The 25,786-nt window shown below is 66.4% G+C and carries 18 protein-coding genes, 1 tRNA gene and 1 pseudogene; 13 read left to right on the forward strand and 7 right to left on the reverse strand.

Features of this window, described 5'->3' with window-relative positions; translation table 11 throughout:
- Positions 1-53: 53 nt before the first annotated feature.
- From ACZ5EF_RS06490 to ACZ5EF_RS06500, 3 genes and pseudogenes are all read left to right on the forward strand, one after another.
- Positions 54-3,542: a putative bifunctional diguanylate cyclase/phosphodiesterase gene (locus ACZ5EF_RS06490; protein WP_346063247.1), complete on the forward strand. Its 3,489-nt coding sequence runs from the start codon at positions 54-56 to the stop codon at positions 3,540-3,542.
- A gap of 114 nt (positions 3,543-3,656) precedes the next feature.
- Positions 3,657-4,798 (forward strand): annotated as a pseudogene (locus ACZ5EF_RS06495) (IS3 family transposase).
- Positions 4,799-5,022: 224 nt separating this feature from the next.
- Positions 5,023-6,756, forward strand: a complete 1,734-nt coding sequence (locus ACZ5EF_RS06500) for a PilZ domain-containing protein (protein WP_346063182.1) — start codon at positions 5,023-5,025, stop codon at positions 6,754-6,756.
- A 193-nt stretch (positions 6,757-6,949) separates the two neighbouring features.
- Here ACZ5EF_RS06500 and betA read toward each other — a convergent pair whose 3' ends face one another.
- The 3 genes from betA to betI form a co-directional block, all read right to left on the reverse strand.
- Positions 6,950-8,653 (reverse strand): choline dehydrogenase, encoded by a 1,704-nt coding sequence (betA, locus tag ACZ5EF_RS06505; RefSeq protein WP_346063181.1) that lies wholly within the window; start codon positions 8,651-8,653, stop codon positions 6,950-6,952.
- 198 nt (positions 8,654-8,851) lie between these two features.
- On the reverse strand, positions 8,852-10,321 hold the full coding sequence (gene betB, locus ACZ5EF_RS06510; RefSeq protein WP_346063180.1) for a betaine-aldehyde dehydrogenase: 1,470 nt from the start codon (positions 10,319-10,321) through the stop codon (positions 8,852-8,854).
- Positions 10,322-10,378: 57 nt separating this feature from the next.
- Positions 10,379-10,978: a transcriptional regulator BetI gene (gene betI, locus ACZ5EF_RS06515; protein WP_346063179.1), complete on the reverse strand. Its 600-nt coding sequence runs from the start codon at positions 10,976-10,978 to the stop codon at positions 10,379-10,381.
- A 179-nt stretch (positions 10,979-11,157) separates the two neighbouring features.
- On the opposite strand from betI, the gene ACZ5EF_RS06520 reads away from it, so the two are divergent.
- Positions 11,158-11,234, forward strand: a tRNA-Met gene (locus ACZ5EF_RS06520).
- 148 nt (positions 11,235-11,382) lie between these two features.
- Here ACZ5EF_RS06520 and ACZ5EF_RS06525 read toward each other — a convergent pair.
- Entirely contained in the window at positions 11,383-11,859 is a 477-nt protein-coding gene (locus ACZ5EF_RS06525; RefSeq protein WP_346063178.1) for a DUF721 domain-containing protein, read from the reverse strand.
- A gap of 63 nt (positions 11,860-11,922) precedes the next feature.
- Between ACZ5EF_RS06525 and ACZ5EF_RS06530 the strand changes: the two genes are divergently transcribed.
- From ACZ5EF_RS06530 to ACZ5EF_RS06545, 4 genes are all read left to right on the forward strand, one after another.
- Positions 11,923-12,261 (forward strand): hypothetical protein, encoded by a 339-nt coding sequence (locus ACZ5EF_RS06530; RefSeq protein WP_346063177.1) that lies wholly within the window; start codon positions 11,923-11,925, stop codon positions 12,259-12,261.
- Positions 12,262-12,324: 63 nt separating this feature from the next.
- Positions 12,325-15,066, forward strand: coding sequence for a preprotein translocase subunit SecA (gene secA / locus ACZ5EF_RS06535; protein ID WP_346063176.1), 2,742 nt, complete (start codon positions 12,325-12,327; stop codon positions 15,064-15,066).
- Between the two features lie 33 nt (positions 15,067-15,099).
- Positions 15,100-16,329 carry a bifunctional glutamate N-acetyltransferase/amino-acid acetyltransferase ArgJ gene (gene argJ / locus ACZ5EF_RS06540; protein ID WP_346063175.1) on the forward strand — a complete coding sequence of 410 codons (1,230 nt, stop codon included), beginning with the start codon at positions 15,100-15,102 and terminating at the stop codon, positions 16,327-16,329.
- A gap of 36 nt (positions 16,330-16,365) precedes the next feature.
- Entirely contained in the window at positions 16,366-17,313 is a 948-nt protein-coding gene (locus ACZ5EF_RS06545) for a Nudix family hydrolase (protein ID WP_346063189.1), read from the forward strand.
- Positions 17,314-17,569: 256 nt separating this feature from the next.
- On the opposite strand, the gene ACZ5EF_RS06550 is transcribed toward ACZ5EF_RS06545, so the two are convergent.
- Both ACZ5EF_RS06550 and ACZ5EF_RS06555 read right to left on the reverse strand, forming a co-directional pair.
- Positions 17,570-18,469 carry a carbon-nitrogen hydrolase gene (locus tag ACZ5EF_RS06550; protein WP_346063174.1) on the reverse strand — a complete coding sequence of 300 codons (900 nt, stop codon included), beginning with the start codon at positions 18,467-18,469 and terminating at the stop codon, positions 17,570-17,572.
- 24 nt (positions 18,470-18,493) lie between these two features.
- Positions 18,494-19,528, reverse strand: coding sequence for an agmatine deiminase family protein (locus ACZ5EF_RS06555; protein WP_346063173.1), 1,035 nt, complete (start codon positions 19,526-19,528; stop codon positions 18,494-18,496).
- 163 nt (positions 19,529-19,691) lie between these two features.
- Here ACZ5EF_RS06555 and ACZ5EF_RS06560 point away from each other — a divergent pair, with 163 nt between their 5' ends.
- The gene (locus tag ACZ5EF_RS06560) at positions 19,692-20,933 is read left to right on the forward strand and encodes a lipoprotein-releasing ABC transporter permease subunit (RefSeq protein ID WP_346063172.1); all 1,242 of its coding nucleotides are present in this window, start codon (positions 19,692-19,694) and stop codon (positions 20,931-20,933) included.
- A 13-nt stretch (positions 20,934-20,946) separates the two neighbouring features.
- Entirely contained in the window at positions 20,947-21,657 is a 711-nt protein-coding gene (locus ACZ5EF_RS06565; RefSeq protein WP_346063171.1) for an ABC transporter ATP-binding protein, read from the forward strand.
- A 51-nt stretch (positions 21,658-21,708) separates the two neighbouring features.
- On the opposite strand, the gene ACZ5EF_RS06570 is transcribed toward ACZ5EF_RS06565, so the two are convergent.
- On the reverse strand, positions 21,709-22,266 hold the full coding sequence (locus tag ACZ5EF_RS06570) for a DUF2062 domain-containing protein (RefSeq protein WP_346063170.1): 558 nt from the start codon (positions 22,264-22,266) through the stop codon (positions 21,709-21,711).
- A 106-nt stretch (positions 22,267-22,372) separates the two neighbouring features.
- Between ACZ5EF_RS06570 and ACZ5EF_RS06575 the strand changes: the two genes are divergently transcribed.
- The 3 genes from ACZ5EF_RS06575 to ACZ5EF_RS06585 are packed head-to-tail and all read left to right on the forward strand — an operon-like array spanning position 22,373 to position 25,777.
- Positions 22,373-24,664, forward strand: a complete 2,292-nt coding sequence (locus ACZ5EF_RS06575) for a DNA internalization-related competence protein ComEC/Rec2 (RefSeq protein WP_346063169.1) — start codon at positions 22,373-22,375, stop codon at positions 24,662-24,664.
- 28 nt (positions 24,665-24,692) lie between these two features.
- Entirely contained in the window at positions 24,693-25,367 is a 675-nt protein-coding gene (locus ACZ5EF_RS06580) for a MotA/TolQ/ExbB proton channel family protein (RefSeq protein ID WP_346063168.1), read from the forward strand.
- Positions 25,364-25,777 carry an ExbD/TolR family protein gene (locus ACZ5EF_RS06585; protein ID WP_346063167.1) on the forward strand — a complete coding sequence of 138 codons (414 nt, stop codon included), beginning with the start codon at positions 25,364-25,366 and terminating at the stop codon, positions 25,775-25,777. Before ACZ5EF_RS06580 ends, ACZ5EF_RS06585 begins: the two co-directional genes overlap by 4 nt.
- Positions 25,778-25,786: the final 9 nt, after the last annotated feature.

Below are 25,786 nucleotides of genomic sequence, written 5' to 3' on the forward strand. Positions count from 1 at the left end.
TCGCCACTGCCACAGCGGTGGCGTACTGATCAAGGTGGTAGGGCGTGTGATAGATGCACCAGAGTAACCGCGACCTCGTCTTGCAGGCCTGGCTATTAATCCTGCTGACCAGCAGCTTTTTGATAGGTTTCAGCAGCCTGCTGCTTGATCTATTGACTCACCCGCCGCTTCCCCCTCAGTGGCGCCTGAGCCACGACGGGACCGTTGCCGTGCTGCTGGTCAGCTTCGGTCTGCTGGCCCTGCTACGCCACAAGTCGAGCTGGCGGCACTTCTCGGCCGGCCTGATGATGGCGTTAGGGAGCTACAGCCTCGTTTACCCTACCTTCGCTACGGCGACCAGCGCTGGTCTGTCATGGCTCACCAGGGAGCCACACCTAGCGCCCTTGCCCGCCAGCCTAGTCCTGATCATGGGAGCATGCTGTTTCCTGTCACCGGCATCAGAGTACACCCGGCGTTGTTACCGCTTGCTTGGCTGGGTAGCAAGCGGTATCGGCGTGGGCACGCTCGCCTACCCCATGACAAGCGAGACTCCACCCATAGCGGTCGCGGGCCTGACGGCAATGGGTAGCCTGTTCTGCCTACTGCTTGGTAGCGGCCTATTGATCATTGCACATCAGCGGACTTATCCGACGCTGTCGCTGCCACGCTCGGCCATCATCACCGGGGTGCTTGGCGTCACGGCCAGTCTCATGATTTGGCTGGTCAGCAGCTGGGGGCAATATCACGTCCGTATTGCCGATGCCGAACAGCTGGTGAGCAATATCGCGGATGGCATGGAGCAGCGCGTCGAGATGCGCGTCCGCCTTATCGAACGCCTCACCGCACGTTGGCTCGCTTTGCAAGGACAGGACAGGCGAGTCATCCGGGAGCTTCAGCAGGTTGAGATTCGGACATACATGAACGATGAGCCGAGCTTGCAGGCCATCGTTCATCTGGGCCCCGACTCTCGAGTTCGCTGGCGAGTGGGCCGTGAACCCGAGGATCTCCTATGGTTGATGGATCAGCTGACTGATCCCGAAACACTCGGCTGGCTACAGCAACAGGACGCACTTAGTCGCCGTATCAACTGGCGCTTCCCCGATCCGGAGCGCATCAACCTTGGTATTCTTGCGGTGACCCTCGACGGTGGTAGGCATACCATGCTCGCCACTATCAACCTTTCCGAAATCATCAACACGCAAAGCCACCTGGATACGGGTGGCTTCACGATCACCTATAGCCTAAGCGGAAAGACTTGGGGAACCATTCATGCCGATGATTGGCATGAAGCCATCAGGCCACAGGTATTTTCTTCTCATCAGATGACGCTGCCTGGTGGGCCAACGTTCACCGTGACGGCACTGGATGGGCCCCTATCACTGAGCAGTCTGCCCGGTGCATTACCGGTACTCTTCGGCCTGTTGGGCCTGGTGTTCTCCTATCAGCTAATCGTCAGTCGCTCCCTGGTGTCAATTCGTGACCAGCAGTCGACCGCCTTGCAGCGTAGTGAGGAGCAGTTCAGATCGCTGTTTACTCAGAACCCGGATGCGATTTTCGCGCTAGACAAGGAAGGCTACTACCGCAGCGTCAATCCGGCTATCGAATCGATCATCGGTCTTCGAGAGAGCGAGCTTCTGGGTCAGCACTTCAATAATCTCATCTGCGACCCCGCCTGCTCTCGCGAAGACATCGAACAGACCGAAACCGCCTTCCGGGTTGCCTCACAAGGGCGGCCCTATGGTTACTCAATGTGCTATGTCCGTCCAGGAGCAGCGCTCAAGCATCTGGAAGTGCTGATGCTGCCTATCGTCGTCAAAGGTGAAATCGATGGAGTCTTCGGTATCGCCAAGGACATCACCACTCGGGTGGTGGCCGAGGAGCGGCTACACATCCTCGAGCGCAGCCTCGAAGCCAGCAGTAATGGCGCCGTGATCCTCGATGTACGCCAAGACAGCAATCCGGTGGTCTATGTGAACCCTGCCTTTACTCGGATTACCGGCTATCTGGCACAGGAGGTGATCGGTCAGTCGCCCAGCTTCCTTATGGGCGACGAAACCGACCCCAAGGACATCGAACAGATCCGTGAGGCGGTACTCCACGGTGAAAGCCTCTCGACTACCATGCACGCCCATCGCTGCGATGGTACTTCCTTTTGGAACCAGCTGTTTCTTTCTCCCGTGCGTGATGCAAATCAGCGTGTTACCCACTTCGTGGGCATCATGAACGATATCTCCGAACACAAGGAGCAGGAGAGCCAGTTGGTCTACCAGGCTACCCACGATGTGCTGACGGGCCTAGGTAACCGCACCCTGTTCAGTGATCGCCTTGCCCACGACGTGGAGCTGGCAGCACGCAATGGCCAGACACTAGCGGTGCTATTCATTGATCTTGATGAGTTCAAGCCGATCAATGACACCCTTGGCCATAAGGTCGGCGATAAGCTGCTCATCAGCGTGGCAGAACGGTTGCAGCAGGGCCTACGAACCAGCGATACGCTCGCCCGGTTAGGCGGTGACGAGTTCGTACTACTCCTGCCTGACTTGAGCCACGCCACCGAGGCCGAAGAGGTCGCCATCCGACTGCTGGAACAGCTCAACAAGGCTCACCGTATCGATGAGCATGAGTTACACGTCTCGGCCAGCATCGGCATCGCCGTAAACCGGGGAGGGCTCGATGAACCCGAGCGACTCCTGCAGCATGCCGACATGGCGATGTACAAGGCCAAGCAACAGGGCCGCAATACCTACCAGCTCTATACCGAGGACCTCGATAGCACGCTGAGCCAGCGTGTCAGCTTGCGCAGCGAGCTTCAGGAGGCCATTGAACACGGCCACCTCAGCCTGCATTACCAGCCCCTGCTGGATCGGGAAGGCCAGGTCGACGGTCTGGAAGCCCTGGTTCGCTGGCACCATCCCAGCAAGGGGCTTATCTCGCCGGCAACCTTTATCCCCATGGCGGAGGAGACCGGTCAAATCATACCGTTGAGCCGCTGGGTGATGCGTCAGGCCAGCAAGGATGCACATCAGTTGGTGAAACAGGGCCTGCTGAATAAGCGCATGGCCATCAATCTTTCTCCCCTTCAGTTTCACCGCCCTAACTTCTTGAGTACCCTGCGCAGCGTGCTGAGCGAGACCGGCTTAGCACCGGAGCATCTGGAACTGGAGCTTACCGAGGGCATCCTGATGCACGATACCGATGGAGCCATCGACATCCTCAACGCGCTAAACGGCATGCAGATCAGCACCAGCATTGACGACTTCGGGACCGGCTTCTCCAGCCTGAGCTATCTGCGAGACCTGCCCGTCGACAAGATCAAGATCGATCGCAGCTTCGTACAGCGTGCGATCAAGAGCGATAAAAATGCCGCCATTTGTCAAGGCATTATCACCCTGGCCCAGAAACTCGACCTCAGAGTGGTCGCGGAGGGTATCGAAACACCAGAGCAGTACGACTACCTGATGTCTCTTGGCTGTGATGTCTTCCAAGGCTACCTATTCGCCAAGCCGATGCCGCTGGATAGTCTCACCACATGGCTCATGCAAAGAGAAAGAGTGTTAATTTAACTTAGCGTTCCGAAGCGTCATGTCCCTGGGCGTACCCCGCTGGCAGCAGGGTGAAGTGGTCCAATTGGAGCGGACACCCCGATAAGCCTCATAATGGAGGCCATGGAGGTGTTCATGACCAAGAAGACTCGACGTCGGTTTTCCGATGACTTTAAGGCCGATGCGGTGAGCCTGGTGATCGATCAGGGGTATTCCGTATCCGAGGCCGCCCGGCGCCTGGGCGTGGAGCGCAGCGTGCTGGACCGCTGGTGCCGCAAGCACCGTCAGCAGGTCTCCGGTACCCCGGGGCGGCATGAGGATGATCGCGATGCCGAGATAAAGAAGCTCCGCGAAGAAGTTCGTAAGCTTCAGATGGAAAAGGATATTTTAAAAAAGGCGGCGGCCTTCTTCGCCAAAGAGTCGAGCTGAAATACCAGTTCATCGAGTCGGAGAAGGCCACCTATCCCGTGGCCGTGTTGTGTCGGGTCATGCAGGTCAGCCGGAGTGGTTTCTATGCTTGGCGGCAGCGTGGCCCTGATGACCAGCGTCAGGCCTTGCTGCGTGAAGTCAGCGAGATCCATCACCGGAAACGCGGCAGCTATGGCAGCCGCCGTATGGCCAGAGAGCTGCGACGTCGCGGCTACGACGTTGGCCGCTACCAGGCCCGGAGCCTGATGCGGGAAGCCGGCGTAGAGGCACGGCAGCGGCGCCGCTGGCGTCATACGACCGACAGTGAGCATAGCCTACCGGTGGCACCCAACCTGCTGAACCGCCAGTTCATGGTGGCGGCACCGAACCAGGTTTGGGTGGCCGATATCACGGCGATCTGGACGCTGGAAGGCTGGCTCTATCTAGCGGCGGTGCTTGATCTCCATGACCGGCAGTTGGTGGGCTGGGCGATGGCGGACCACATGCGCACGCCGCTGGTACTGGATGCTCTGGAGATGGCCGTGGGCCGCCGGCAGCCCGATGAAGGACTGCTACATCACAGTGACCGCGGCAGCCAATACGCGTCGCATGACTACCGGTCCACGCTGGCTCGGTACGGGCTCCAGGCCTCGATGAGCCGGAAGGGGAACTGCTGGGACAATGCCGTTATGGAGCGGTTCTTCGGCTCACTGAAGAGTGAGTGGCTGGCTGGTCAGCGCTACTGGAGCCGCCAGGCTGCACGGCGGGACGTGATCGACTACATCGAAATGGAGTACAACAGCTGCCGGCTCCACTCGACCCTCGGCTACCAGACGCCGAGGGAGATTGAATTGGCAGCTGCAGCTTGAAAATGTGTCCGCTCTGACTTGACCAGAACAGCCTTGGCAGGCCGAGAGTGGAAGGACTATCTTCCCTGCTTAGAGCCCCTGCCTTCCTCACTGACGCGGCACGAAAGGAACGCCCCCGATTGCCACTCTGCTAATTCATATAGCTGTATAGCGGCTTTTTGTAGAAAAAAGACCTGTTGATTCCACTTTTGTCAATAAAAGCACCTTTTGAGCAGGTAATCGAAATGGCCCTCCCCGCCTCGAACGAAAATCCTTCAGCGGCAGTGATTCGGTCGCTGCTTCAACACAATCATGAGCTCTCGCTGTACGCCAAGAACATGGCCTACCCGCTGAAGGCCGTGGTCCACGAGCTCGACATGGGCAATGGCCGTCTGGTCCTGGAAGTGGAGTACGCCGGCCAGGGCATCGAGAGTTACTTGACTGATGGTGGCATCAGCTTCGATCTGGAAGCCTTGAAGGGCAGTCAGGTCATGGAGCGGGAGGCCTATAGCCTCAGCAATGTCGCCGCCAAGCTGCTCAAGACCGACAGTACGCTCTATCGTCTGGAGTGCCAGCTACCGGAATCGGTATTCGTTGCCGAGCAGCGTGGGGCGATCCGTATCCCCTTCGTGCTTGGCATGCAGGCACGGGTCGGCCTGGAGATCTACCAGCATGAGCTGAATGTGCCGGGACGATTGCGCAACCTGTCGGTGGGGGGCTGTATGATCGACATCGACCTAGCCGAGAGCGTCGCCATCAACGTGAACCAGGAGATTCCTGGAGTCACGATCGAGTTTCCCAACGGGGAGAGCTTCTTTGCTGAGGGCAAGATCCGCCACATCCGTCCCTTCGGCAACCAAGGTTACGCTGCCGTTGGCATCCAGTTCATCAAGATGGGGCCACTCCAGACTGAAGCGCTCTTTCACTACGTGACGGAGTCGGAACGCGAGGCCGCCTATCGTACGGGCGCCAACGACAAGCTCGACCACCACACCCCACTCTTCATTCCCGGGGCCAAGGAGAAGAAGATCCTTCAGCGCGAAGCCCAGGATCGTGAGAAGCGCACTCGGCAGTCGTCCATGGAGCGGGGCGTCATGGACGTGGCACATCAACTCCAGGTGGGGCTGATGTACATGAAGACCCGTAACTTCCTCCCTGAAGAGATCTTCTACGATTGCGTCGATACCTTGCGCTACCTGGTAGAGCAGGACCGCAAGGCCTTTCTTTATGCACTGGCCTTCCTGCGTGACGAGCTGGACTGGGTCCGTCATGCGGTACAGGTGGCCGGCTATCTGGCCGACATGATGCTGGCCCGCGATCCCCACGATCCTCATACGCGGGAAGCCGTGCTAGGTGCCCTGCTTCACACCATGGGGAAGCCGCTGCTAATCGGTCCGCAGCTGCCGTCTCTGAAGGTCAACATGAACCCGGTACAGAAGGACATTCTCAGAGGCCATGTGGGTGCGCTGCGGCATAAGCTGCAGGCACTGGATTGGAGGCCGAGCCCCACCTGCCGGGACATCATCGAGAACGCCAATGAGCGCCTAGACGGCACGGGTTACCCTGCCGGTAAGCGAGGTGATCAGCTATCGGATCGGGTGCGCCTGGTCTCGGTGATCAAGGCGATTAACAAATTACTTCATGTCCGCAACGGCCTGCCGCCACACACCCCGCTGGATGCCTATCGCATGATCCACGGCGCCGCCGCTGCCTACGACAAGACGGTGCTGGTGGAGTACATCCGGGTCTACGGGCTCTACCCGATCGGCAGCCTGGCCAAATTTTCGGGGGGATTCCTCGCCTGGGTGATGGAGATCGACAGTAAGGGTATGCCCATCCAGGTCAAGGTGATCAAGAACCTGCGTTTCCCTGACACCAATATCAGCAGCGAGCTAGGCAGTAGTGACTTCTCACAGATCGGCAAGCTAGAGGACATCGTCAATCCGGCCGACTATGGAGTGAAAGTCATCAAGGTCTAGAGAAAATGAAAAAAGCCCCTGGCGGCATGGGCAAACTTGCTTAACATTAGCGCGCTCATAGCATGCGCATGGAGCGGCATCATGACCTCCAGCCATCCTCGAGGGTTTCAGCCCTGCCCATTTCACGATGATCCGCGGAGAATAAAAAAACCCCGCCGGCATGGGCGGGGTCGAAGGGCTGAGGAGACTAGTCTCAGCGATGGGCTTCATCGAGTCGGCGCTGCGGTTCCTGCTGGGCTGGGGCGCCCTTGGCCACGTAGTAGGGGGCGTCGCTCTTGGGCAGCGGGTCGCGGCCGCGGATCTTGTCGGCGATCTTCTCCGCCAGCATGATCGTCGGGGCGTTGAGGTTGCCGGTGGGGATCACCGGGAACAGCGAGGCGTCCACCACCCGCAGCCCCTCCAGGCCGTGGACCTGGCCGGCGCCGTTGACCACGGCGTCGTCCCCCTCGCCCATGCGGCAGCTGCCGCAGGGGTGGTAGGCGGTCTCGGCATGCTCGCGGACGAAGGCGTCCAGCTCGGCGTCGGACTGGACGTCCGGGCCCGGGGAGATCTCGCGGCCGCGGTAGGGATCCATGGCCGGCTGGGCGATGATCTCGCGGGTCAGGCGAATGGCGTCGCGGAACTCCTGCCAGTCCTTGTCGGTGGACATGTAGTTGAAGAGGATGCTCGGCGCCGCCTTGGGATCCCGGGAGGTGAGGCGCACCCGGCCGCGGCTCTCGGAGCGCATGGAGCCCACATGGGCCTGGAAGCCGTGGGCCTGGACGGCGCTCTTGCCGTTGTAGCTGATGGCGATGGGCAGGAAGTGGTACTGCAGGTTGGGCCACTCCTCGGCGTCGTCGGTGCGGATAAAGCCCGCCGCCTCGAACTGGTTGCTGGCGCCGATGCCGGTGCCGAGGAACAGCCATTCGGCGCCGATCTTCGGCTGGTTGTACCACTTCAGCGCCGGATAGAGGGAGATCGGCTGCGTGCACTCGTACTGGATATACATCTCCAGGTGATCCTGGAGGTGGGCACCGACGTTGTCGTTGACCAGCACCGGGGTGATGCCGAGCTCGTCGAGGACCGCCTGGGGGCCCACGCCGGAGCGCTGCAGGATCTGCGGCGAGGCGATGGCGCCGCCGCACAGCAGCACCTCGCGGCGCACCCGCACCCGCTGCGTCTGGCCCTTGCGCTCATAGCGCACGCCCACGGCGCGCTTGCCCTCGAACTCGATGATATCGGTGGTGGCCCGGGTCTCGATGGTCAGGTTGGGGCGCTGCTTGGCGGTGTCCAGGTAGCCCCGAGCGGTGGAGGCACGGCGTCCCTGGGGGGTGACGAAGCGGTCCATGGGGCCGAAGCCTTCCTGCTGGTAGCCGTTGACGTCCTCGGTGGCCGGGTAGCCGGCCTGGACGCCGGCCTCGATAAAGGCGTGGTAGAGGGGGTTGTTGCCTTCCTTGGGGGTGGTCACGCTGACCGGGCCGTCGCCGCCGTGATAGTCGTTGGGGCCGATATCGCGGGTCTCCGCCTTGCGGAAGTAGGGCAGGCAGTCGGCGTAGGTCCAGTCCTCGAGGCCCGGGCGCTTGGCCCAGTAGTCATAGTCCAGGGCGTTGCCGCGGATATAGCACATGCCGTTGATCAGCGAGGAGCCGCCCAGGCCCTTGCCACGGCCGCACTCCATGCGCCGGCCGTCCATATGCGGTTCCGGGTCGGTCTCGAAGGCCCAGTTGTAGCGCTTGCCCTGCAGCGGGTAGGCCAGCGCCGCCGGCATCTGGGTGCGGAAGTCGAAGCGGTAGTCGGGGCCGCCGGCCTCCAGCAGCAGTACCTGGACCTCGGGGTCCTCGGTGAGGCGGGTGGCCAGCACGTTGCCGGCGGAGCCGGCGCCGATAATGACGTAATCGAATTCGCGGATCTGGGACATGGGGTCCTCCCAAGAAGAAGACGGAGACAAAGCAATAGGGCGGGGCGGCGGGCGGCCTATCCGGGGCCGGGGGCAGAGCGCCGCGAGGGCGCGGTAAACCCCTCCCTGGGCGCTACGTTTGCCTTCCCTGGCAAATGGCCCCTCGCGACGACTTGCCCCCGGCGCCCCTCGTGGGCGAAGCGGGTCTGGGGCGGGGCCTTAGAAGACCGACTCGAAGGCGCCCATCTCCACCTGCACCGACTTGGTCTGGGTGTAGTGGTTGAGGGTCTCGATGCCGTTCTCGCGGCCCACCCCGGACTGCTTGTAGCCGCCCACCGGCATCTCGGCGGGGGACTCGCCCCAGGTGTTGATCCAGCAGATGCCGGCCTCCAGGCGATGAATGGCGCCATGGGCGCGATTCAGGCTCTCGGTGAAGACGCCGGCGGCCAGGCCGTACTGGGTGTCGTTGGCGCGGCGGATCACCTCGTCCTCGTCATCGAAGGCAAGGATCGCCATCACCGGGCCGAAGATCTCCTCGCGGACGATGCGCATCTCGTCGTGGCAGTCGGTGAACACCGTGGGAGCCGCCCAGGCGCCCCGTGCGAAGTCGCCGCTGTCCCAGGCTTCGCCGCCGGCCAGCAGCCGGGCGCCTTCTTCCTTGCCCTGGGCGATATAGGAAAGCACCTTCTGCTGGTGCTCGAAGCTCACCAGGGGGCCGAAGTTGACCTCCGGGTCGCGGGGGTCGCCGGCCTTGATGCGCGCCACCCGCTCGGCCACCTTGGCCTCGAAGGCATCCTTGACGCGGCGGTCGACGAAGACCCGGGTGCCGTTGGTGCAGATCTGCCCGCTGGAGTAGAAGTTGGCCATCATGGCGGCATCGGCGGCGCGATCCAGGTCGGCGTCATGGAAGACGATCAGCGGCGACTTGCCGCCCAGCTCCATGGTCACGTCCTTGAGGGTGGAGCCCCCGGCGGCGGCCATCACCTTCTTGCCGGTGCCCACCTCGCCGGTGAAGGAGACCTTGGCGATGCCGGTGTGCTCGGTGAGCAGGGCGCCCACCCGGCCGTCGCCCTGGATGACGTTGAAGACGCCGTTCGGCAGGCCCGCCTCGGTGAAGATCTCGGCCAGCTTGATGGCGGTCAGCGGGGTCACCTCGCTGGGCTTGAAGACCACGGCATTGCCGGCGGCCAGCGCCGGGGCGGCCTTCCAGCAGGCGATCTGGATGGGATAGTTCCAGGCACCGATGGCGCCGATCACGCCCAGCGGCTCGCGGCGGGTATAGACGAAGGAGGTGTCGCGCAGGGGGATCTGCGCGCCCTCGATGGCCGAGGCCAGGCCGGCGTAGTATTCGAGGACGTCGGCGCCGGTGACGATATCCACCGCGGCGGTCTCGCTGATCGGCTTGCCGGTGTTGAGGGTCTCCAGCGCCGCCAGTTCGTCGTTGCGTTCCCGGAGCAGGGCCACGGCGCGCTGCAGGATGCGGCCGCGCTCCATGCCGGTCATGGCGGCCCACGCCTGCTGGCCGGCCTGGGCGGCGGCCACGGCGCGATCCACGTCGGCGGCCGAGGCCTGCTGCACCCGGGCCAGCTCGCTGCCATCGTAGGGGTTGATGGCGGCGAAGGTCTCGCCGGAGGTGGCGTCGACGGCCTGGCCATCGATATAGAGCTGCTGAGTCGGAAGCGCGGTCATGGGGACCTCCTGAGAAAGGGTAGTGCGAATGTTCGGGATGCCTCGAGGCATCGGCCGTCAGGCGAGGGCGGGCTCGCGGGCCAGCTGTTGATCAAGGTAGTCGTAGGCCAGGCGGCGGGCCTGCGCCACGTCCAGCCCCTCGGGGGCCAGGGCGCCACGCAGCCAGAGGCCGTCGATCATGGCGGCCAGGCCCTGGGCGGCGCGGCGCGCCTCGTCCCGGGGCAGGCAGCGGCGGAACTGGTGGCACAGGTTGGAGTAGAGGCGCCGGTCGTTGACCGATTGCAGGCGCTGCAGCGTCGGCTTGTGCATGCTGCTGGCCCAGAACGCCAGCCAGGTCTTGGCCACCGGGCCGCTGACCTGGCTGCGATCGAAGTTGCCGTCGATGATCGCCTCGAGGTGGGCCCGGGGCTCCGCCCGGCCGAGGGCGGCGCGGCGGGTCGCCACGGCCTCGCCCAGGTCATGGAGGATCTGGCGCATGGTGGCCTCGAGCAGGCCATCCTTGCCGCCGAAGTAGTGGCTGATGATACCGGCGGAGACGCCGGCGCGGCGGGCGATGCGGATCACCGTGGCGTCGGCCAGGCCGGCCTCGTCGATGGCCTCCATGGTGGCCTGAATCAACTGGCGGCGGCGAATGGGTTCCATTCCGACCTTGGGCATCGGGCATCTCCTCGTGCTGGGACGGCGAACCGTCCGGGTGATCGATGGCGATAAACCTAGTATGGGATATTTTTATTGAACGTTCAATCAATAAAAACGACGCACAGAGGACTTGCCAGCGACAGTCGGGCTGGGCATAATGCGCCCCCGTTGCCGACGCCAAGCGTCGCGACCCCCGTGGCTACGTAGCTCAGCTGGTTAGAGCACATCACTCATAATGATGGGGTCCCCTGTTCGAATCAGGGCGTAGCCACCAGCGAATTCTTTCGATGCCCAGTCGGCTTACCGGCTGGGCATCGTTGCGTTTGAGGGCGCCGCGCGCAACGGGCCTGTGATCGAGCGCCTACTGCAGTATGGCACGGCCAGTCTGGCACGGCCGGTCTGGCACGAAGCCCGGAAGCGGGTCAGTCGCCGGCGTCGTCGGGCGTCGCCGCGCCATGGGCCGCCAGGCGTTCCAGGGCGCCGCGCAATCGGGGGTCGTCGATCTCGCTGGCACAGCTGGCGAGTTCGGCGGCGGCCTGGGCGGGCAGGTGGCGCTCCTGGCGGGGCACCGGCTTGGGGGGGCGCACCGGGCGCACCTTGAGATTGAGGCGCTGCAGGGCGGCGAACTCCGGCAGGCCGCGCAACAGCGTCAGCAGTCGGGGCTGCTCGTAGCGCAGCCGAGTCAGCCAGGCGGCGCGGTCGGTGATCAGGGTCAGCCGACCGTCCCGGTAGCCGCCGACGTAGAGGTGCTCGCGCATCTCCTCCGGTAGCGCCTCGCGCAGGGTGGTCTGGGCCTGCTCCAGCAGCGAGGCCATGCGCATCAAGCCGCCCAGCTCGCCGCGACCGCCCAGCAGGCGGGTGACGGGCTGGGCGCGGAAACGCTTAACCTTTATACTCATGGGCTTTCTCGCGGCGACCGTGGCTTGCCGCCAATCTAGCATGTCCGGGAGTCCGTCGACAGCATGACCCAGCCCACCGCCTCTGCCGCTTTCCGTGCCCCGCGCCGGCGTTCCCGCTGGTGGCTGGCCGGCCTGCTGGTGGGCTGCCTGCTGCCGGTGGGGCTGGTGGCCTCCGATGGCGGGCGCCTGGTGGTGCGGGTGGTGCAGGTCTGCTGGCTGGCGCCGGCGGCGATTCGCGCCGAGAGCCGCCGCCAGGCCCGTCGACTGCGCTGGCAGCCGCCGCGGCGCCGCGGATGCCTGTGTCGCCGTGCCTGGCCCCGCCGACCGTCTCCCCTGCGGCGCTGGATCGCCGCCCTCGATGTCCTGTCCCGGCGTGGCCCGCCCGTTGGCGCCATCGCCTGAAGGACGCGGCGCCCCGGCGCCAATCATGATTCTCTGCTTCGGCAGACACAGGACATCATCGCAATGCTCAATACCCTGCTTCGTAAGGTGGTCGGCTCCAGGAACGACCGCGTCATCAAGCGCCTGCAAAAGGACGTGGCGCAGATCAATGTCCTCGAGGCGCGCCTCGAGGGGCTCTCCGACGAGGAGCTCCAGGCCCAGACCCCCGCCCTGCGCGCGCGGCTGGAGGGCGGCGAGAGCCTCGACGCCCTGCTGCCGGAGGCCTTCGCCACGGTGCGCGAGGCCGGCAAGCGCGTCATGGGCATGCGTCACTTCGACGTGCAGATGATCGGCGGCATGGTGCTCCACCAGGGGCGCATCGCCGAGATGAAGACCGGCGAGGGCAAGACCCTGGTGGCCACCCTGGCGGTCTACCTCAATGCGCTGCCCGGCGAGGGCGTGCACGTGGTCACCGTCAACGACTACCTGGCGCGCCGCGACGCCGACTGGATGCGCCCCCTCTACGAGTTCCTGGGGCTGAGTGTCGGCACCGTCTATGCCGGCCAGACCCAGGAGGAGAAGCGTGCCGCCTACGCCGGCGATATCACCTACGGCACCAACAACGAGTTCGGCTTCGACTACCTGCGCGACAACATGGCCTTCTCCCAGGAGGAGAAGGTGCAGCGGGGCCTGCACTTCGCCATCGTCGACGAGGTGGACTCCATCCTGATCGATGAGGCGCGCACGCCGCTGATCATCTCCGGTCCCGTCGACGAGAACACCGACCTCTACAAGGTGGTCGATCGCCTGGCGACGCAGCTGGTCAAGGGCGAGGCGTCGGAGGACCCGGAAATGCCGGTGGACGGCGACTTCACCCTGGACGAGAAGCAGAAGCAGGTGGAGATCACCGAGGCCGGCCACAACAAGGTGGAGGAGCTGATGCGGGCCGAGGGCCTGCTCGGCGAGGACGACTCCCTCTACGCCGCCCAGAACCTCAACCTGCTGCAGCATATGCATTCGGCGTTGCGCGCCCGCCACCTCTACCACCGCGACGTGGACTATATCGTCAGCGATGGTCAGGTGGTGATCGTCGACGAGCACACCGGCCGCACCATGCCGGGGCGGCGCTGGTCCGAGGGCCTGCACCAGGCGGTGGAGGCCAAGGAGGGCGTGGCCATCCAGCGCGAGAGCCAGACGCTCGCCTCCACCACCTTCCAGAACTACTTCCGCCTCTATGACAAGCTGGCCGGCATGACCGGTACCGCCGATACCGAGGCCTTCGAGTTCCGCCAGATCTATGGCCTGGACGTGGTGGTGATTCCCACCAACAAGCCGCTGGCCCGTCAGGACCTCAACGACCTGGTCTACCTGACCACCGAGGAGAAGTTCGAGGCGATCATCAAGGACGTCCAGGCCGAGACCGAGGCGGGGCGTCCCGTGCTGGTGGGTACCGCCTCCATCGAGGCCTCCGAGTACCTGGCGCGGCTGATGAAGCAGGCCGGCCTCGACTTCAATGTACTCAACGCCAAGCAGCACCAGAGCGAGGCGGAGATCATCGCCCAGGCCGGGCGTCCCGGCGCTATCACCATCGCCACCAACATGGCCGGCCGCGGCACCGACATCATGCTCGGCGGTAACTGGGAGGCCGAGGCGGCCAAGCTGGAGAACCCCAGCGAGGCCCAGGTCGAGGCGCTCAAGGCCGAATGGCAGCGGCGCCACGAGGCGGTGCTGGCCGCCGGCGGCCTGCATGTGGTCGGTTCCGAGCGCCACGAGTCGCGGCGTATCGACAACCAGTTGCGCGGCCGGGCCGGGCGCCAGGGGGATCCGGGCTCGACCCGTTTCTTCCTGTCGCTGGAAGACAGCCTGATGCGCCTGTTCGGCTCCGATCGGGTGCAGCGCCTGATGCAGGCCCTGGGCCTGGAGAAGGGCGAGGCCATCGAGCACAAGATGGTCTCCAACGCCGTGGAGCGGGCCCAGAAGAAGGTCGAGAGCCGCAACTTCGATATCCGTAAGCAGCTGCTCGAATACGACGACGTGGCCAACGACCAGCGTCGGGTGATCTACGAGCAGCGCGACGAGATCCTCGCCGCCGAGGACGTCTCCGAGAACGTCACCGGCATCCGCGCCGAGATGCTCGACGAGGCGATCAGCCAGTTCGTGCCGCCCCAGAGCCTGCCGGAGCAGTGGGACCTGGCCGGGCTCCAGGAGCACCTCAAGACCGAGTTCAACCTGGACGCGCCGGTGGTGCAATGGGCCGAGGAGGATCAGCGCTTCCACGAGGAGCAGCTGCGCGAGCGCCTGCAGGAGATGCACCGCCAGGCCTACGAGGCCAAGGTGGAGACCGTGGGCGAGGCGCTGATGCGGCGCTTCGAGAAGCAGATCATGCTGCAGGTGCTCGACACCCGCTGGAAGGAGCACCTGCAGTCCATGGATCACCTGCGCCGGGGCATCCACCTGCGCGGCTATGCCCAGAAGAACCCCAAGCAGGAGTACAAGCGCGAGGCCTTCGAGCTGTTCCAGAACCTGCTGGCCAATATCAAGGGCGACGTGACCCGCATCCTCAGCCATGTGCAGGTGCGCCGCCAGGAGGAGGTCGACGAACTGGAGCGCCAGCGCCGCGAGGCCCTGGAGCGCGAGAAGGCCGCCGCCGCCAGTCGCCATGACGAGCCGAGTGCCGCGGCCAGCGAAGGCGCCCCGGCCGCCGCGGCCTCGCCCGGTGCCGACGGGCGCCCGGTGCGCCGCGAGGGGCCCAAGGTGGGGCGCAACGATCCCTGCCCCTGCGGCTCCGGCAAGAAGTTCAAGCAGTGCTGCGGCAAGCTCAACTGAGCGCCGCCAACCCGACGAGAGGAGAGAGCAACGATGGCAGTGGGTGAAGCGGTGTTTCCGGCCATGCCGGTGATCGAGGGGCTGCGCCTGGGCAGCGCCATGGCCGGCATCAAGAAGCCGAACCGCCGCGACCTGGTGGTGATCGAGATTCCCGAGGGTGCCACCGTGGCCGGTACCTTTACCCGCAACGCCTTCTGCGCGGCGCCGGTGCAGGTGGCCAAGCGCCATCTGGCGGCCTGCCATCGGGCCGACGCCGCCCCCCGCTATCTGCTGGTCAATACCGGCAACGCCAATGCCGGCACCGGCGCCCAGGGCCTGGCGGATGCCGAGGCCAGTTGTAGTGAGCTGGCACGCCTGGCCGGGGTCGCCCCCGAGGCGGTGCTGCCCTTCTCCACCGGGGTGATCGGCGAGCCGCTGCCCATGGCGCGCCTGTTGGGGGCCCTGCCGTCGGCGCTCGAGAGCCTCGACCCGACGGCCTGGGAGGCCGCCGCCGAGGGCATCCTCACCACCGACACCCGTCCCAAGGGGGCGACCCGGGAGGTGGAGATCCACGGCCAGACGGTGACCATCGCCGGCATCAGCAAGGGGTCCGGCATGATCCAGCCCAATATGGCGACCATGCTGGGCTTCGTGGCCACCGACGCGGCCATCGCCACGCCGCTGCTGCAGGAACTGCTGAGGGAGACGGTGGCCGACTCCTTCAACTGCATCACCGTGGACAGCGACACCTCCACCAATGATGCCTGCATGCTGGTCGCCACCGGCCGCGGCGCGACCCTCGAGGCCGCCGATACGGCGGCGCTGGCGGACTTCCGCGAGGCGCTGCTGGCGGTGCTGGTCGAGCTGGCTCAGGCGATCATCCGCGACGGCGAGGGGGCCACCAAGTTCGTCACCCTGCGGGTCGAGGAAGCCGCCAGCCGTCGGGAGGCCCTGGACGTGGCCTTTACCGTGGCCCATTCGCCGCTGGTCAAGACCGCCCTCTACGCCTCGGACGCCAACTGGGGGCGCATCCTCGCCGCCGTGGGCCGGGCGCCGGTGGCCGACTTCGACGTCGACAAGGTGGTCATCGACCTGGGCGAGGTACGCTTGGTGGAGCAGGGCGGTCGCGCCGCCGGCTACACCGAGGCGGCCGGCAGCGCGGTGATGGCCGAGGAAGAGATCACGATTCGCATTCGCCTGGGGCGCGGCGAGGAGGCGGCCACGGTGTGGACCTCCGACCTGTCCCACGACTATGTCACGATCAACGCCGACTATCGTTCCTGAGTCGGCGTCCAGCATGATGGAAAGGTAATGAACGCAATGGTCAAGAGAAGGGTTCATGTGGCGGCCGCCGCCATCGTCAGCCGCGATACCCGGCAGGTGCTGATCGCCCGGCGCCCCTCCACCGTGGATCAGGGTGGGCTCTGGGAGTTTCCGGGTGGCAAGCTGGCGCCCTACGAGACCGGTTTCGAAGCCCTCAAGCGCGAGCTGCACGAGGAGCTGGGGGTGGAGATTCGCCGCGCCCAGCCGCTGATTCGCGTGCACCACGAGTACCCGGACAAGCATATCCTGCTGGATGTGTGGCAGGTCCATGACTTCGCCGGCGAGCCCTTCGGTCGCGAGGGGCAGGCGGTGCGCTGGGTGCCCATGGAGGAGCTCTACAACTACCCCTTCCCGGCGGCCAACCTGCCGATCCTGCGGGCGGTGATGTTGCCCACCGAGTACCTGATCAGCGACGAGGAGGCCGACGACGAGGTCTTCCTCGGCAGGCTGCAGCGGGCGCTGACCGAGGATGGCGTGCGCCTGGTGCAGTTGCGTGCCAAGTCGCTGGATCGCGAGGCCTACCTGGCCCGCGCCGAGCGGGCCCTGGCGCTATGCCGCGAGCATGGCGCCCAGCTGCTGCTCAACGGCGAGCCGGAACTGCTCGAGGCGGTGGATGCCGATGGCATCCACCTGACCAGCGAGCGGTTGATGCAGCTGGAACGCCGCCCCATCGCCGAGGGCAAGTGGCTCTCCGCCTCCACTCACGACAAGGCGCAGCTGGATCAGGCCGGTCGTATCGGCTGTGATTTCGTGACCCTGTCGCCGCTGCGCACCACGCCGTCTCATCCGGAGGTGGCGCCACTGGGCTGGCACGACTTCCAGCAACTGGTGGAGACCGCCGCCATGCCGGTCTTCGCCCTCGGTGGCATGACCCGTTTCGATGCCGACCATGCCCGCGCCGTGGGCGCCCAGGGCATCGCCTCGATCCGCGATTTCTGGAAATAACCCCCAGCCTGGAGCTGTAAGCTTTAAGCGGTAAGACACCCCCACCAGCTTATGCTGGTGGGGGTGTCTTGTTTTCCGGCCTCCCCCTCAAGCCGCCACCGTGGTTTCTGTGGGAGCTCGGATTCTTCCGAGCGATTGGCGCCGCCAGGCGCCAGGGCGACTGCGTCGCCCAATCGTCCGGAATCCGGACTCCCACAGTGGCAAGCCGGAGATCAGCTATGTCGTGGCTTCACGCTGAACTACGAAGAACCTTACTTTAGTCCCGGTATCGGCGCGTCAGTTCGCCATAGGCGTCGATACGACGATCGCGGAGGTACGGCCAGATGCGCCGGGTTTCCTCGCCGCGGGCCATATCCACCTCCACCAGCAGGGTCTGGGCCTCCTCGCCGGCATGGGCCAGCAGCTCTCCCTGGGGGCCGCAGACGAAGCTGCCGCCCCAGAAGTCGATGCCCGGGCCGACCCCGGAGTGGTCGGGCTCGTGGCCGACCCGGTTGGCGACCACCACCGGCAGGCCGTTGGCCACGCCGTGGGCGCGCTGGATCAGGGTCCAGGCCTCCTTCTGGCGCACCTTCTCGGCGTCTTCGTCCGGCGGATGCCAGCCGATGGCGGTGGGGTAGAGCAGCAGCTCGGCGCCGGCCAGGGCCATCAGCCGCGCCGCCTCCGGGTACCACTGATCCCAGCACACCAGCACCCCGAGGCGCCCCAGGGAGGTCTCGATGGGGGCGAAGCCCTGGCCGGGGCCGTCGGCGTCGCCGGGGGTGAAGTAGAACTTCTCGTAGAAGGCCGGATCGTCGGGGATATGCATCTTGCGGTAGTGGCCCACCGCCCCCTGGGCGCGGTCATAGACCACGGCGGTGTTGTGGTAGAGGCCGGCGGCGCGGCGCTCGAACAGCGAGCCCACCAGGACGATATCCAGCTCCGCGGCGAGCGCCGCCAGGCGGCTGCCGGTGGGGCCGTCCAGGGGCTCGGCCAGGTCGAAGAGGTCCGGGTCCTCGTACTGGCAGAAGTAGTGGGTGGCGTGGAGCTCCTGGAGCAGCACCAACTGGGCGCCCTGGGCGGCCAGCTCGCGCACCCGGGCCTCGCTCTCGGCCAGGCTCTTCGCCTTGTCGGGCCAGGCGGCCTGTTGTACCAGGCCCACCTTCAGGGTCTTGGTCATCGTCTCTCTCCGTCGTTCGGGCCGTCAGGCCAGGCTGCCCCGGGGCAGCTGCATGGTCAGGCAGTGCAGGCTGCCATGTTGGCGAATCACCACCGAACAGTCGATGGGCAGGATGTCGCGGTCCGGGAAGGCCTCGGCCAGGGCCGACAGGGCCCGGCTGTCCGCCGCGTCGCCATAGGTGGGCACCAGCACGGCGCCGTTGATGATCAGGAAGTTGGCATAGGTGGCCGGCAGGCGGTGGCCGTCCTCCGGGTCGAAGCAGGGCGCCGGCCAGGGCAGGGGGATCAGCCGGTAGGGCCGGCCGTCGGCACGCCGGAGGGCCTTCAGCTCCGCCTCCATGGCCGAGAGCGCCGCATAATGGGGGTCGCCCTCGTCGTCGCAGCGCACATAGGCGATGGTCCCGGGGTCGCAGAAGCGCGCCAGGGTGTCGATATGGCTGTCGGTGTCGTCTCCCTCCAGGTGGCCGTGACGCAGCCATAGTACCCGTTGGACACCGAAGTCCTCGGCCAGGTGCGCCTCGATGGCGGCGCGATCCAGGCCGGCATTGCGGTTGGGGTTGAGCAGGCAGGCCTCGGTGGTCAGCAAGGTGCCTTCGCCGTCGCTCTCGATGCCGCCGCCCTCGAGGATCAGCTCCCGGGACGCCAGGGGCGCGGCGAAGACGCCCGCCTCGGCCAGGCGCCGGCTCAGGGTGTTGTCGAGGCCGGCCTCGAACTTGCCGCCCCAGCCGGTGAAGACGTAGTCGAGCAGCTCCACCCGGCCGTCGCGTTCAATGCCGAGGGGGCCATGGTCCCGGGCCCAGGTGTCGTCGGCGGCGGCGACGACCAGGGTCAGCCGCTCGGCGGCCACGCCGCGGTGGGCGAAGCGCTCGGCCAGGCGCGCACGGTCGGCCTCGCTGGGCACGGCGATCAGCACCCGCTGATAGCGGGCGATGGCCACCACCATGGCCTCCAGGGTGGCCTCGATCAGGCTCAACTGGGGGGCCCAGTCGCTGGTCGGGCTTGGCCAGGTGAGCTGGATGGCATCCTGGGGATGCCACTCGGGGAACAAGCGCTTGGCCATGGGGTCTTCTCTTCCTGTGTCGCCGGGGCGGGAAAGGGCGCAATTTAGGGTGGCGTCGCCCGCGATGCAAGCCCAGAATAGCCGCCTGGCGCCGGTGGACACCCCGTGCAGCCCGTAACGAAAAACCGTACCATGGGCGCCCGCTGACAAGGAATTGATTGCGATGCTCGACCGTCTGCCTTTCCTGCTGGGATTGCGTTATGTCCGCGCCAAACGGCGCAACCACTTTATCTCCTTTATCTCCCTGACCTCGATGCTGGGCCTCACCCTGGGGGTGGCGGTGTTGATCCTGGTGTTGTCGGTGATGAACGGCTTCGACCAGGAGCTGCGCACCCGCATCCTGGGCATGGTGCCCCATACCAAGATCGAGGCCCGCAACGGCCTAGTGGAGTGGCAGGCCCTGGCCGAACGCCTCACCCAGCGCGAGCGGGTGATCGGCGCCGCCCCCTATGTGGAACAGCAGGGCATGTTCTCGGTGGGGGGGCGCAACCAGGGCGCCATGGTCAATGGCATCCACCCCGAGTGGGAGGGCCGCGTCTCCATTATCGATGAGCATATGCGCGAGGGTAGCCTGGATGAGCTGCGGCCCGGCGAGTGGAATATCGTGCTCGGCTCGCTGCTGGCGCGCCAGCTGGGCGTCGGGGTGGGCGACCGGGTGACCCTGCTGGTGCCCGAGGCCTCGATCACCCCGGCGGGGGTCTTCCCGCGCCTCAAGCGCTTCACGGTCAGCGGCATCTTCAGCGTGGGGGCCGACCTGGATGCCAGCCTGGCCTATGCCAATATCGAGGACATGCAGACCCTGGCGCGCCTGGGTGAGGCCGTGGAGGGGCTGCGCCTGGAGCTCGACGACCTGTTCGTGGCCGGCGACGAGACCCGGGCGATTGTCGACGAACTGGGCGGCGGCTATCGCGGCCTCGACTGGACCTATTCCCACGGCAACCTCTTCCAGGCGATCCAGATGGAGAAGCGCATGATCGGCCTGCTGCTGACGGTGATCATCGCCGTGGCCGCCTTCAATATCGTCTCGACCCTGGTGATGGTGGTCACCGACAAGCATGCGGATATCGCCATCCTGCGCACCATCGGCGCCACGCCGCGCTCGATCATGGGGATCTTTATCGTCCAGGGGCTGGCCATCGGCCTGATCGGTATCCTGATCGGGGTGGTGGCCGGGGTGCTGCTGGCCCTGGGCATCGCCGATATCATCGGCTGGTTCGAGGCGCTGTTCGGCATCCAGTTCCTCGACTCCGGGGTCTATTTCATCAGCTACCTGCCGTCGCGGCTGATCTGGAGCGATGTGATCAACATCGTCGCCGCGGCCCTGGTGCTGACCTTCCTGTCGACCCTCTATCCCGCCTGGAGAGCATCACGGGTTCAACCCGCCGAGGTGCTGCGCTATGAATAGTCAAGGAGCCACCATGCAACAACCCGCCCAGGGTATTCTAAGCGAGGCGCCGGTGATGCTGAGCTGCGAGGGGCTGACCAAGACCTATCGGGAGGGGCCCCAGGACCTGACCGTGCTGCACGAGCTCGACCTCGGCGTGCGCGCCGGCGAGCGGGTGGCGGTGGTGGGCAGCTCCGGCTCCGGCAAGACCACCCTGCTCAACCTGCTGGGCGGGCTCGATCGCCCCAGCGGCGGCAGCGTCAAGGTGGCGGGGCAGTGCCTGGCGGAACTCGGCGAGGCGGCCCTGGGACGCTTTCGCAACCGCCATATCGGCTTCGTCTACCAGTTTCACCATCTGCTGGCGGAACTGACCGCCCTGGAGAATGCCGCCCTGCCGCTGATCATCCGTGGCCAGAAGCGCCGTGAGGCGGTGGCCAAGGCGGCGCGGATTCTCGAGCGGGTGGGCATGGCGGAGCGCGGCGAGCACAAGCCCGGCGAGCTCTCCGGTGGCGAGCGTCAGCGGGTGGCCATCGCCCGGGCGCTGATCACCGACCCCAGCCTGGTGCTGATGGACGAGCCCACCGGTAACCTGGACCAGCACACCGCCGCCAGCATCCTGGCGCTGATGGACGAGCTGGCCTCCAGCGCCGCCTGCGCCTTCGTGGTGGTGACCCATGATCCCGCCCTGGCCGCCCATCAGGACCGGGTGCTGCGCCTGAATGAGGGCCGGCTTCAGCCGGAGTAGTCGATCCTCGCCCCCTGAACGACAACGGCGCCCCGAGGGCGCCGTTGTCGTTCAGGGGGCGTGCTCGTCGCCGCGGCGGCGTGCCGCCCGCCGCTGGCGGCGCCGGTGACGGCGCTGCTTCCAGCTGCGTACCACATGCCAGCGCCACAGCAGCCGTACCGCCAGGTTGGCGCCGAGCCCCACCACCACCGCCGCCACCAGCGAACCCAGGGCCAGGATCGGCAGGATATCCAGCATCTGTTCCGCCACCCAGCGGGTGGAGAGCGCCTCCGGGGCCTCCCGGGCCGGGGTGCTGAGCAGCCAGGCGCCGAGCCGATAATTGCCGTAGAAGATCAACGGGATGGTCAGGGGGTTGGTGATCCACACCAGGCCCACCGACAGCGGCAGGTTACAGCGCAGCAGCCAGGCGCCGAAGGCGGCCACCACCATCTGGAAGGGAATCGGCAGCAGGGCGCTGAACAGCCCCACCATAAAGGCGTTGGCGACGCCGCGCCGCGACAGCACCCACAGGGAGGGGTTGCCGATCCAATGACTCATGAAACGCAGCGAGCGGTTGCGCTTGAGCGTCTCCGGATGGGGCATGTAGCGCTGTAGCAGGCGGCGCGGCATCGAGGCCTCGAAGTGGGCTGACGGCGATCCGGCTATTATCCATACAAGCATGCGGGCTCGCCATGGCCGCCGAGCGCGGTCGGCCAACGGCGATGGGAGCAAGGGAATGCGGATCGGATGGGCTTGGCCCCTGGCGCTGTCGGCTATCGCCGGTACCCTGCTCGGGTATTGGGCGCCGGCGGGGGTGTTCGAGGGCGTCATCCTGCTGGCCCTGTGGGCGCGTCGCCACCTCCGGGCGCTGGCCCTGTTGCTGGTGGTGGCCGTGACCGCCGGCCAGGTGCTGCTGATGCAGCGGGCCGAGCTGCCCGAGGGACTCTCCCGCCAGACCCTGATCGTCGAGGGGCTACTCACCGAGGTGCGTGACCAGGGGCCACTGGCGCGGCTGCGCCTGAAGGTGACGGCCTGCGAGCCTCTGGAGGGGCTGCGCCTGCCCTGTCGACACCTGCGCCAGCTGCGCCTGAGCCATTTCGATCCCCCCGAGATGGCGGCGGGGGAGTCTTGGCGTCTGGCGGTGCGCCTGCGCCCTCCCGGGGGGCTGGCCAACCCCAGCGGTTTCGACTATCGCGCCTGGCTATGGCGGGAGGGCATCGGTGCCACCGGCTATGTGCGCGCCGAGCCGCCGGCCCGGCGCCTGGCACCGGCGGGCTTCTCCCTGCGTCGCCTGGCCCTGGCCCATCTCGACGAGCGCGAGCTGCCCGATGCCGCGCGGCGCTGGCTGGCGGCCCTGACCCTGGGGGCCGGCGAGGCCCTGACCCGGGACGACTGGGAGCGCCTCAATGCCACGGGGACCACCCACCTGGTGGTGATCTCGGGGCTGCATGTGGGGCTGGTGGCCGGCTTTACGCTGCTGTTGGGGCGTGGCGTCGCGCGCCTGGTGACGCCCCGGGCCTGGCGTCTGTCGGTATGGCCCTGGTGGCTGGCGGCGCTGGCCGCCACCGCCTATGCCGTCCTGGCGGGATTGGCCCCGCCGGCACTGCGCGCCCTGGTGATGGCCTTGATGGGACTCTGGGTAGCCAGTGGGCGTCATGCGCCGGGTCCCTGGCAGGGCTGGTGGTTGGCGCTGGCCATCGTGGTGCTGCTCGACCCGCCGTCGCTGTGGCGCCCCGGCCTGTGGCTCTCCTTCCTGGCCGTGGCGCTGTTGATCCTGGTCTGGCAAGGGCGGCCCCGCCCCCGGGGGCTAGCCGGCTGGCTATGGGCCCTGATTCGCTCCCAGTGGCTGCTGGCGCCCTGGATGGCCGCGGCCGTCTTGCTCGCCTTCGCCCGTCTGGCCACGGCGGCGCCCCTGGTCAATCTGCTGGCGGTGCCTCTGGTCAGCCTGGTGCTGGTGCCCCTGGGGCTGCTGGGGTGGCTGCTGGCCTGGGTGCCGCCCCTGTCATGGCTCTGCTGGTGGCTGTTCGGACACCTGGTAAGCGCCTTCGAGGCCCTGTTGGAGGCGAGCCTGCGCTGGTTTCCTCCCTGGTATCCCGAGACCTGGCAACTGATCCCCCTGGCCCTGGGGCTGGGACTCCTGGCCCTGGCCTGGGCGCTGCCGGGTATCGCCCCAGGTTGGCGAACCCTGGTCAGCGGCTGGCTGCTCACCCTGCCGCTATGGCTCGCGGCGCCTGCGCCGGCTCCCGGTGAGATGACACTACGAGTCTGGGACGTGGGCCAGGGCCAACTGGTGGAGATCGCCACCGCCAGCCATCGACTGCTCTATGATGCCGGGCCCCGCTATGGCAGTGGCTATGTTCCCCTGGCCGGGCTCTGGCCGCCGGGTCAGCGCTTCGATCGGGTGATCATCAGCCATGACGACCTGGATCATGCCGGCGGGGTGCCGGCGCTGGCCGAGCATGAGGTGGGGGACTGGCTGGCGCCGGAGGGGGAGGCGGTCGGCGTGCCTTTTACTCCTTGTCATGACGGCCAGGCCTGGCGCTGGGATGGCGTCGACTTTCGCCTGCTCTGGCCGCCGCCCGGGCCCCAGCCGGGGCGTTCCAGCAATGATCGCTCCTGTGTACTGCTGGTCACCGCGGGAGACCGACGGGTGTTGATCACCGGCGATGTGGGTCGCGAGGTGGAGCGTCATTTCCTGCTCGAGGTGTCGGCGCCCCTGGACGTGCTGGTGGCGGGGCACCACGGTAGTCGAGGAAGCTCCGGGCCGTCGTTCGTCGCGCGCCTGCGGCCCCGCCAGGTGATCCATAGTGCCGGCCGCGACAACCCCTTCGGCCATCCCAGTGAGGAAGTGGTGCGGCGTTTCGCCCGCCATGGCAGCTGCCAGTGGAATACCGCCCTGGATGGCGCCCTGACCCTCTCTCTGGGAGGTGAGGTACGAGTCAGGCCCCAGCGCCGGATACCCTGGGCCGGTGTCGGTGGCCGTTGCCATGGGGTAGAATCGCCGCCATGGATCGGTCTTGGCCGGTGACGATTGGCACGGACGGGAGACGCCCTCGATGGAACTGCTCGATGCCCTGATCGCCGGGGGCTGGTTGATGATTCCGCTGCTCGGCTGCTCTCTGGTGGCCATGGTGATCATCATCGAACGCCTCTGGACCCTGCGTGCCGGGCGCATCGCGCCCCTGGGCCTGGGGCAGGAGGTCTGCACCCTGATCAACCAGGGCCAGGTCAACCTCTACTGGCTGGAGGGGCACTCGCCCCTGGGCGGCATCCTGGCGGCGGGATTACGTAATGCGCGGCTGGGCCACGAGCAGGTCCGGGCGCGCCTTCAGGAGGCGGCCACCGCGGTGATCCACGATATGGAGCGCTTCCTCAGTCCCCTGGGCACCATCGCCGCCATCACTCCGCTGATCGGCCTGCTGGGCACCGTGGTGGGGATGATCGAGGTCTTCTCGGTGATCGTCACCGCCGATGGGGTGGAGCGTACCGCCGACCTGGCCGGGGGCATCTCCCGGGCCCTGGTGACCACCGCGGCCGGCCTGACGGTGGCGATTCCGGCGCTGATGTTCCATCGCTATTTCCAGCGCCGGGTGGAGGACATCACGGTACGCATGGAGGAACAGGCGGGGCTGCTGGTGGAGTACCTGGCCCATCACCAGGGCGAGGTCCGCCTGAGCGATCATCGCTCCGGGGCGGCGCCTGGCGCGGCGGGTGGGGAGTCCCGGGCGTGAGGTTTCCCCGGCGGCGGCGCGATGCGGTGGAGGTCAACCTGACCCCGCTGATCGACGTGGTCTTCCTGCTGTTGATTTTCTTTATGGTCTCCACCACCTTCGAGACCCGCCAGGCCCTGGAGCTGATCCTGCCCCAGAGCCGCGAGGCCGCGCCCCTGGAGGCGTCGCCGGTGACCCTGGTGATCACCGCCGAAGGGGCGTACCGCCTGGACGGCGAGATCCTGGCGGGGGCGCGCCTGAGCGCCGCCCTGGCCGAGCGGGCCGAGGCGGCCCGGGAGCACGGCCTGATCCTCGAGGCGGATGGGCGCGCCACCCACGCCGCCGTGGTCACCGCCCTGGACCTGGCCGGAAGCCTGGGCATCCAACGCATTCGTATCGCCACCCGCGAGGGTGGAGCCACCACGCCGTAACGGAGTCAC

It is taken from the genome of Bisbaumannia salifodinae (genome assembly GCF_055388505.1).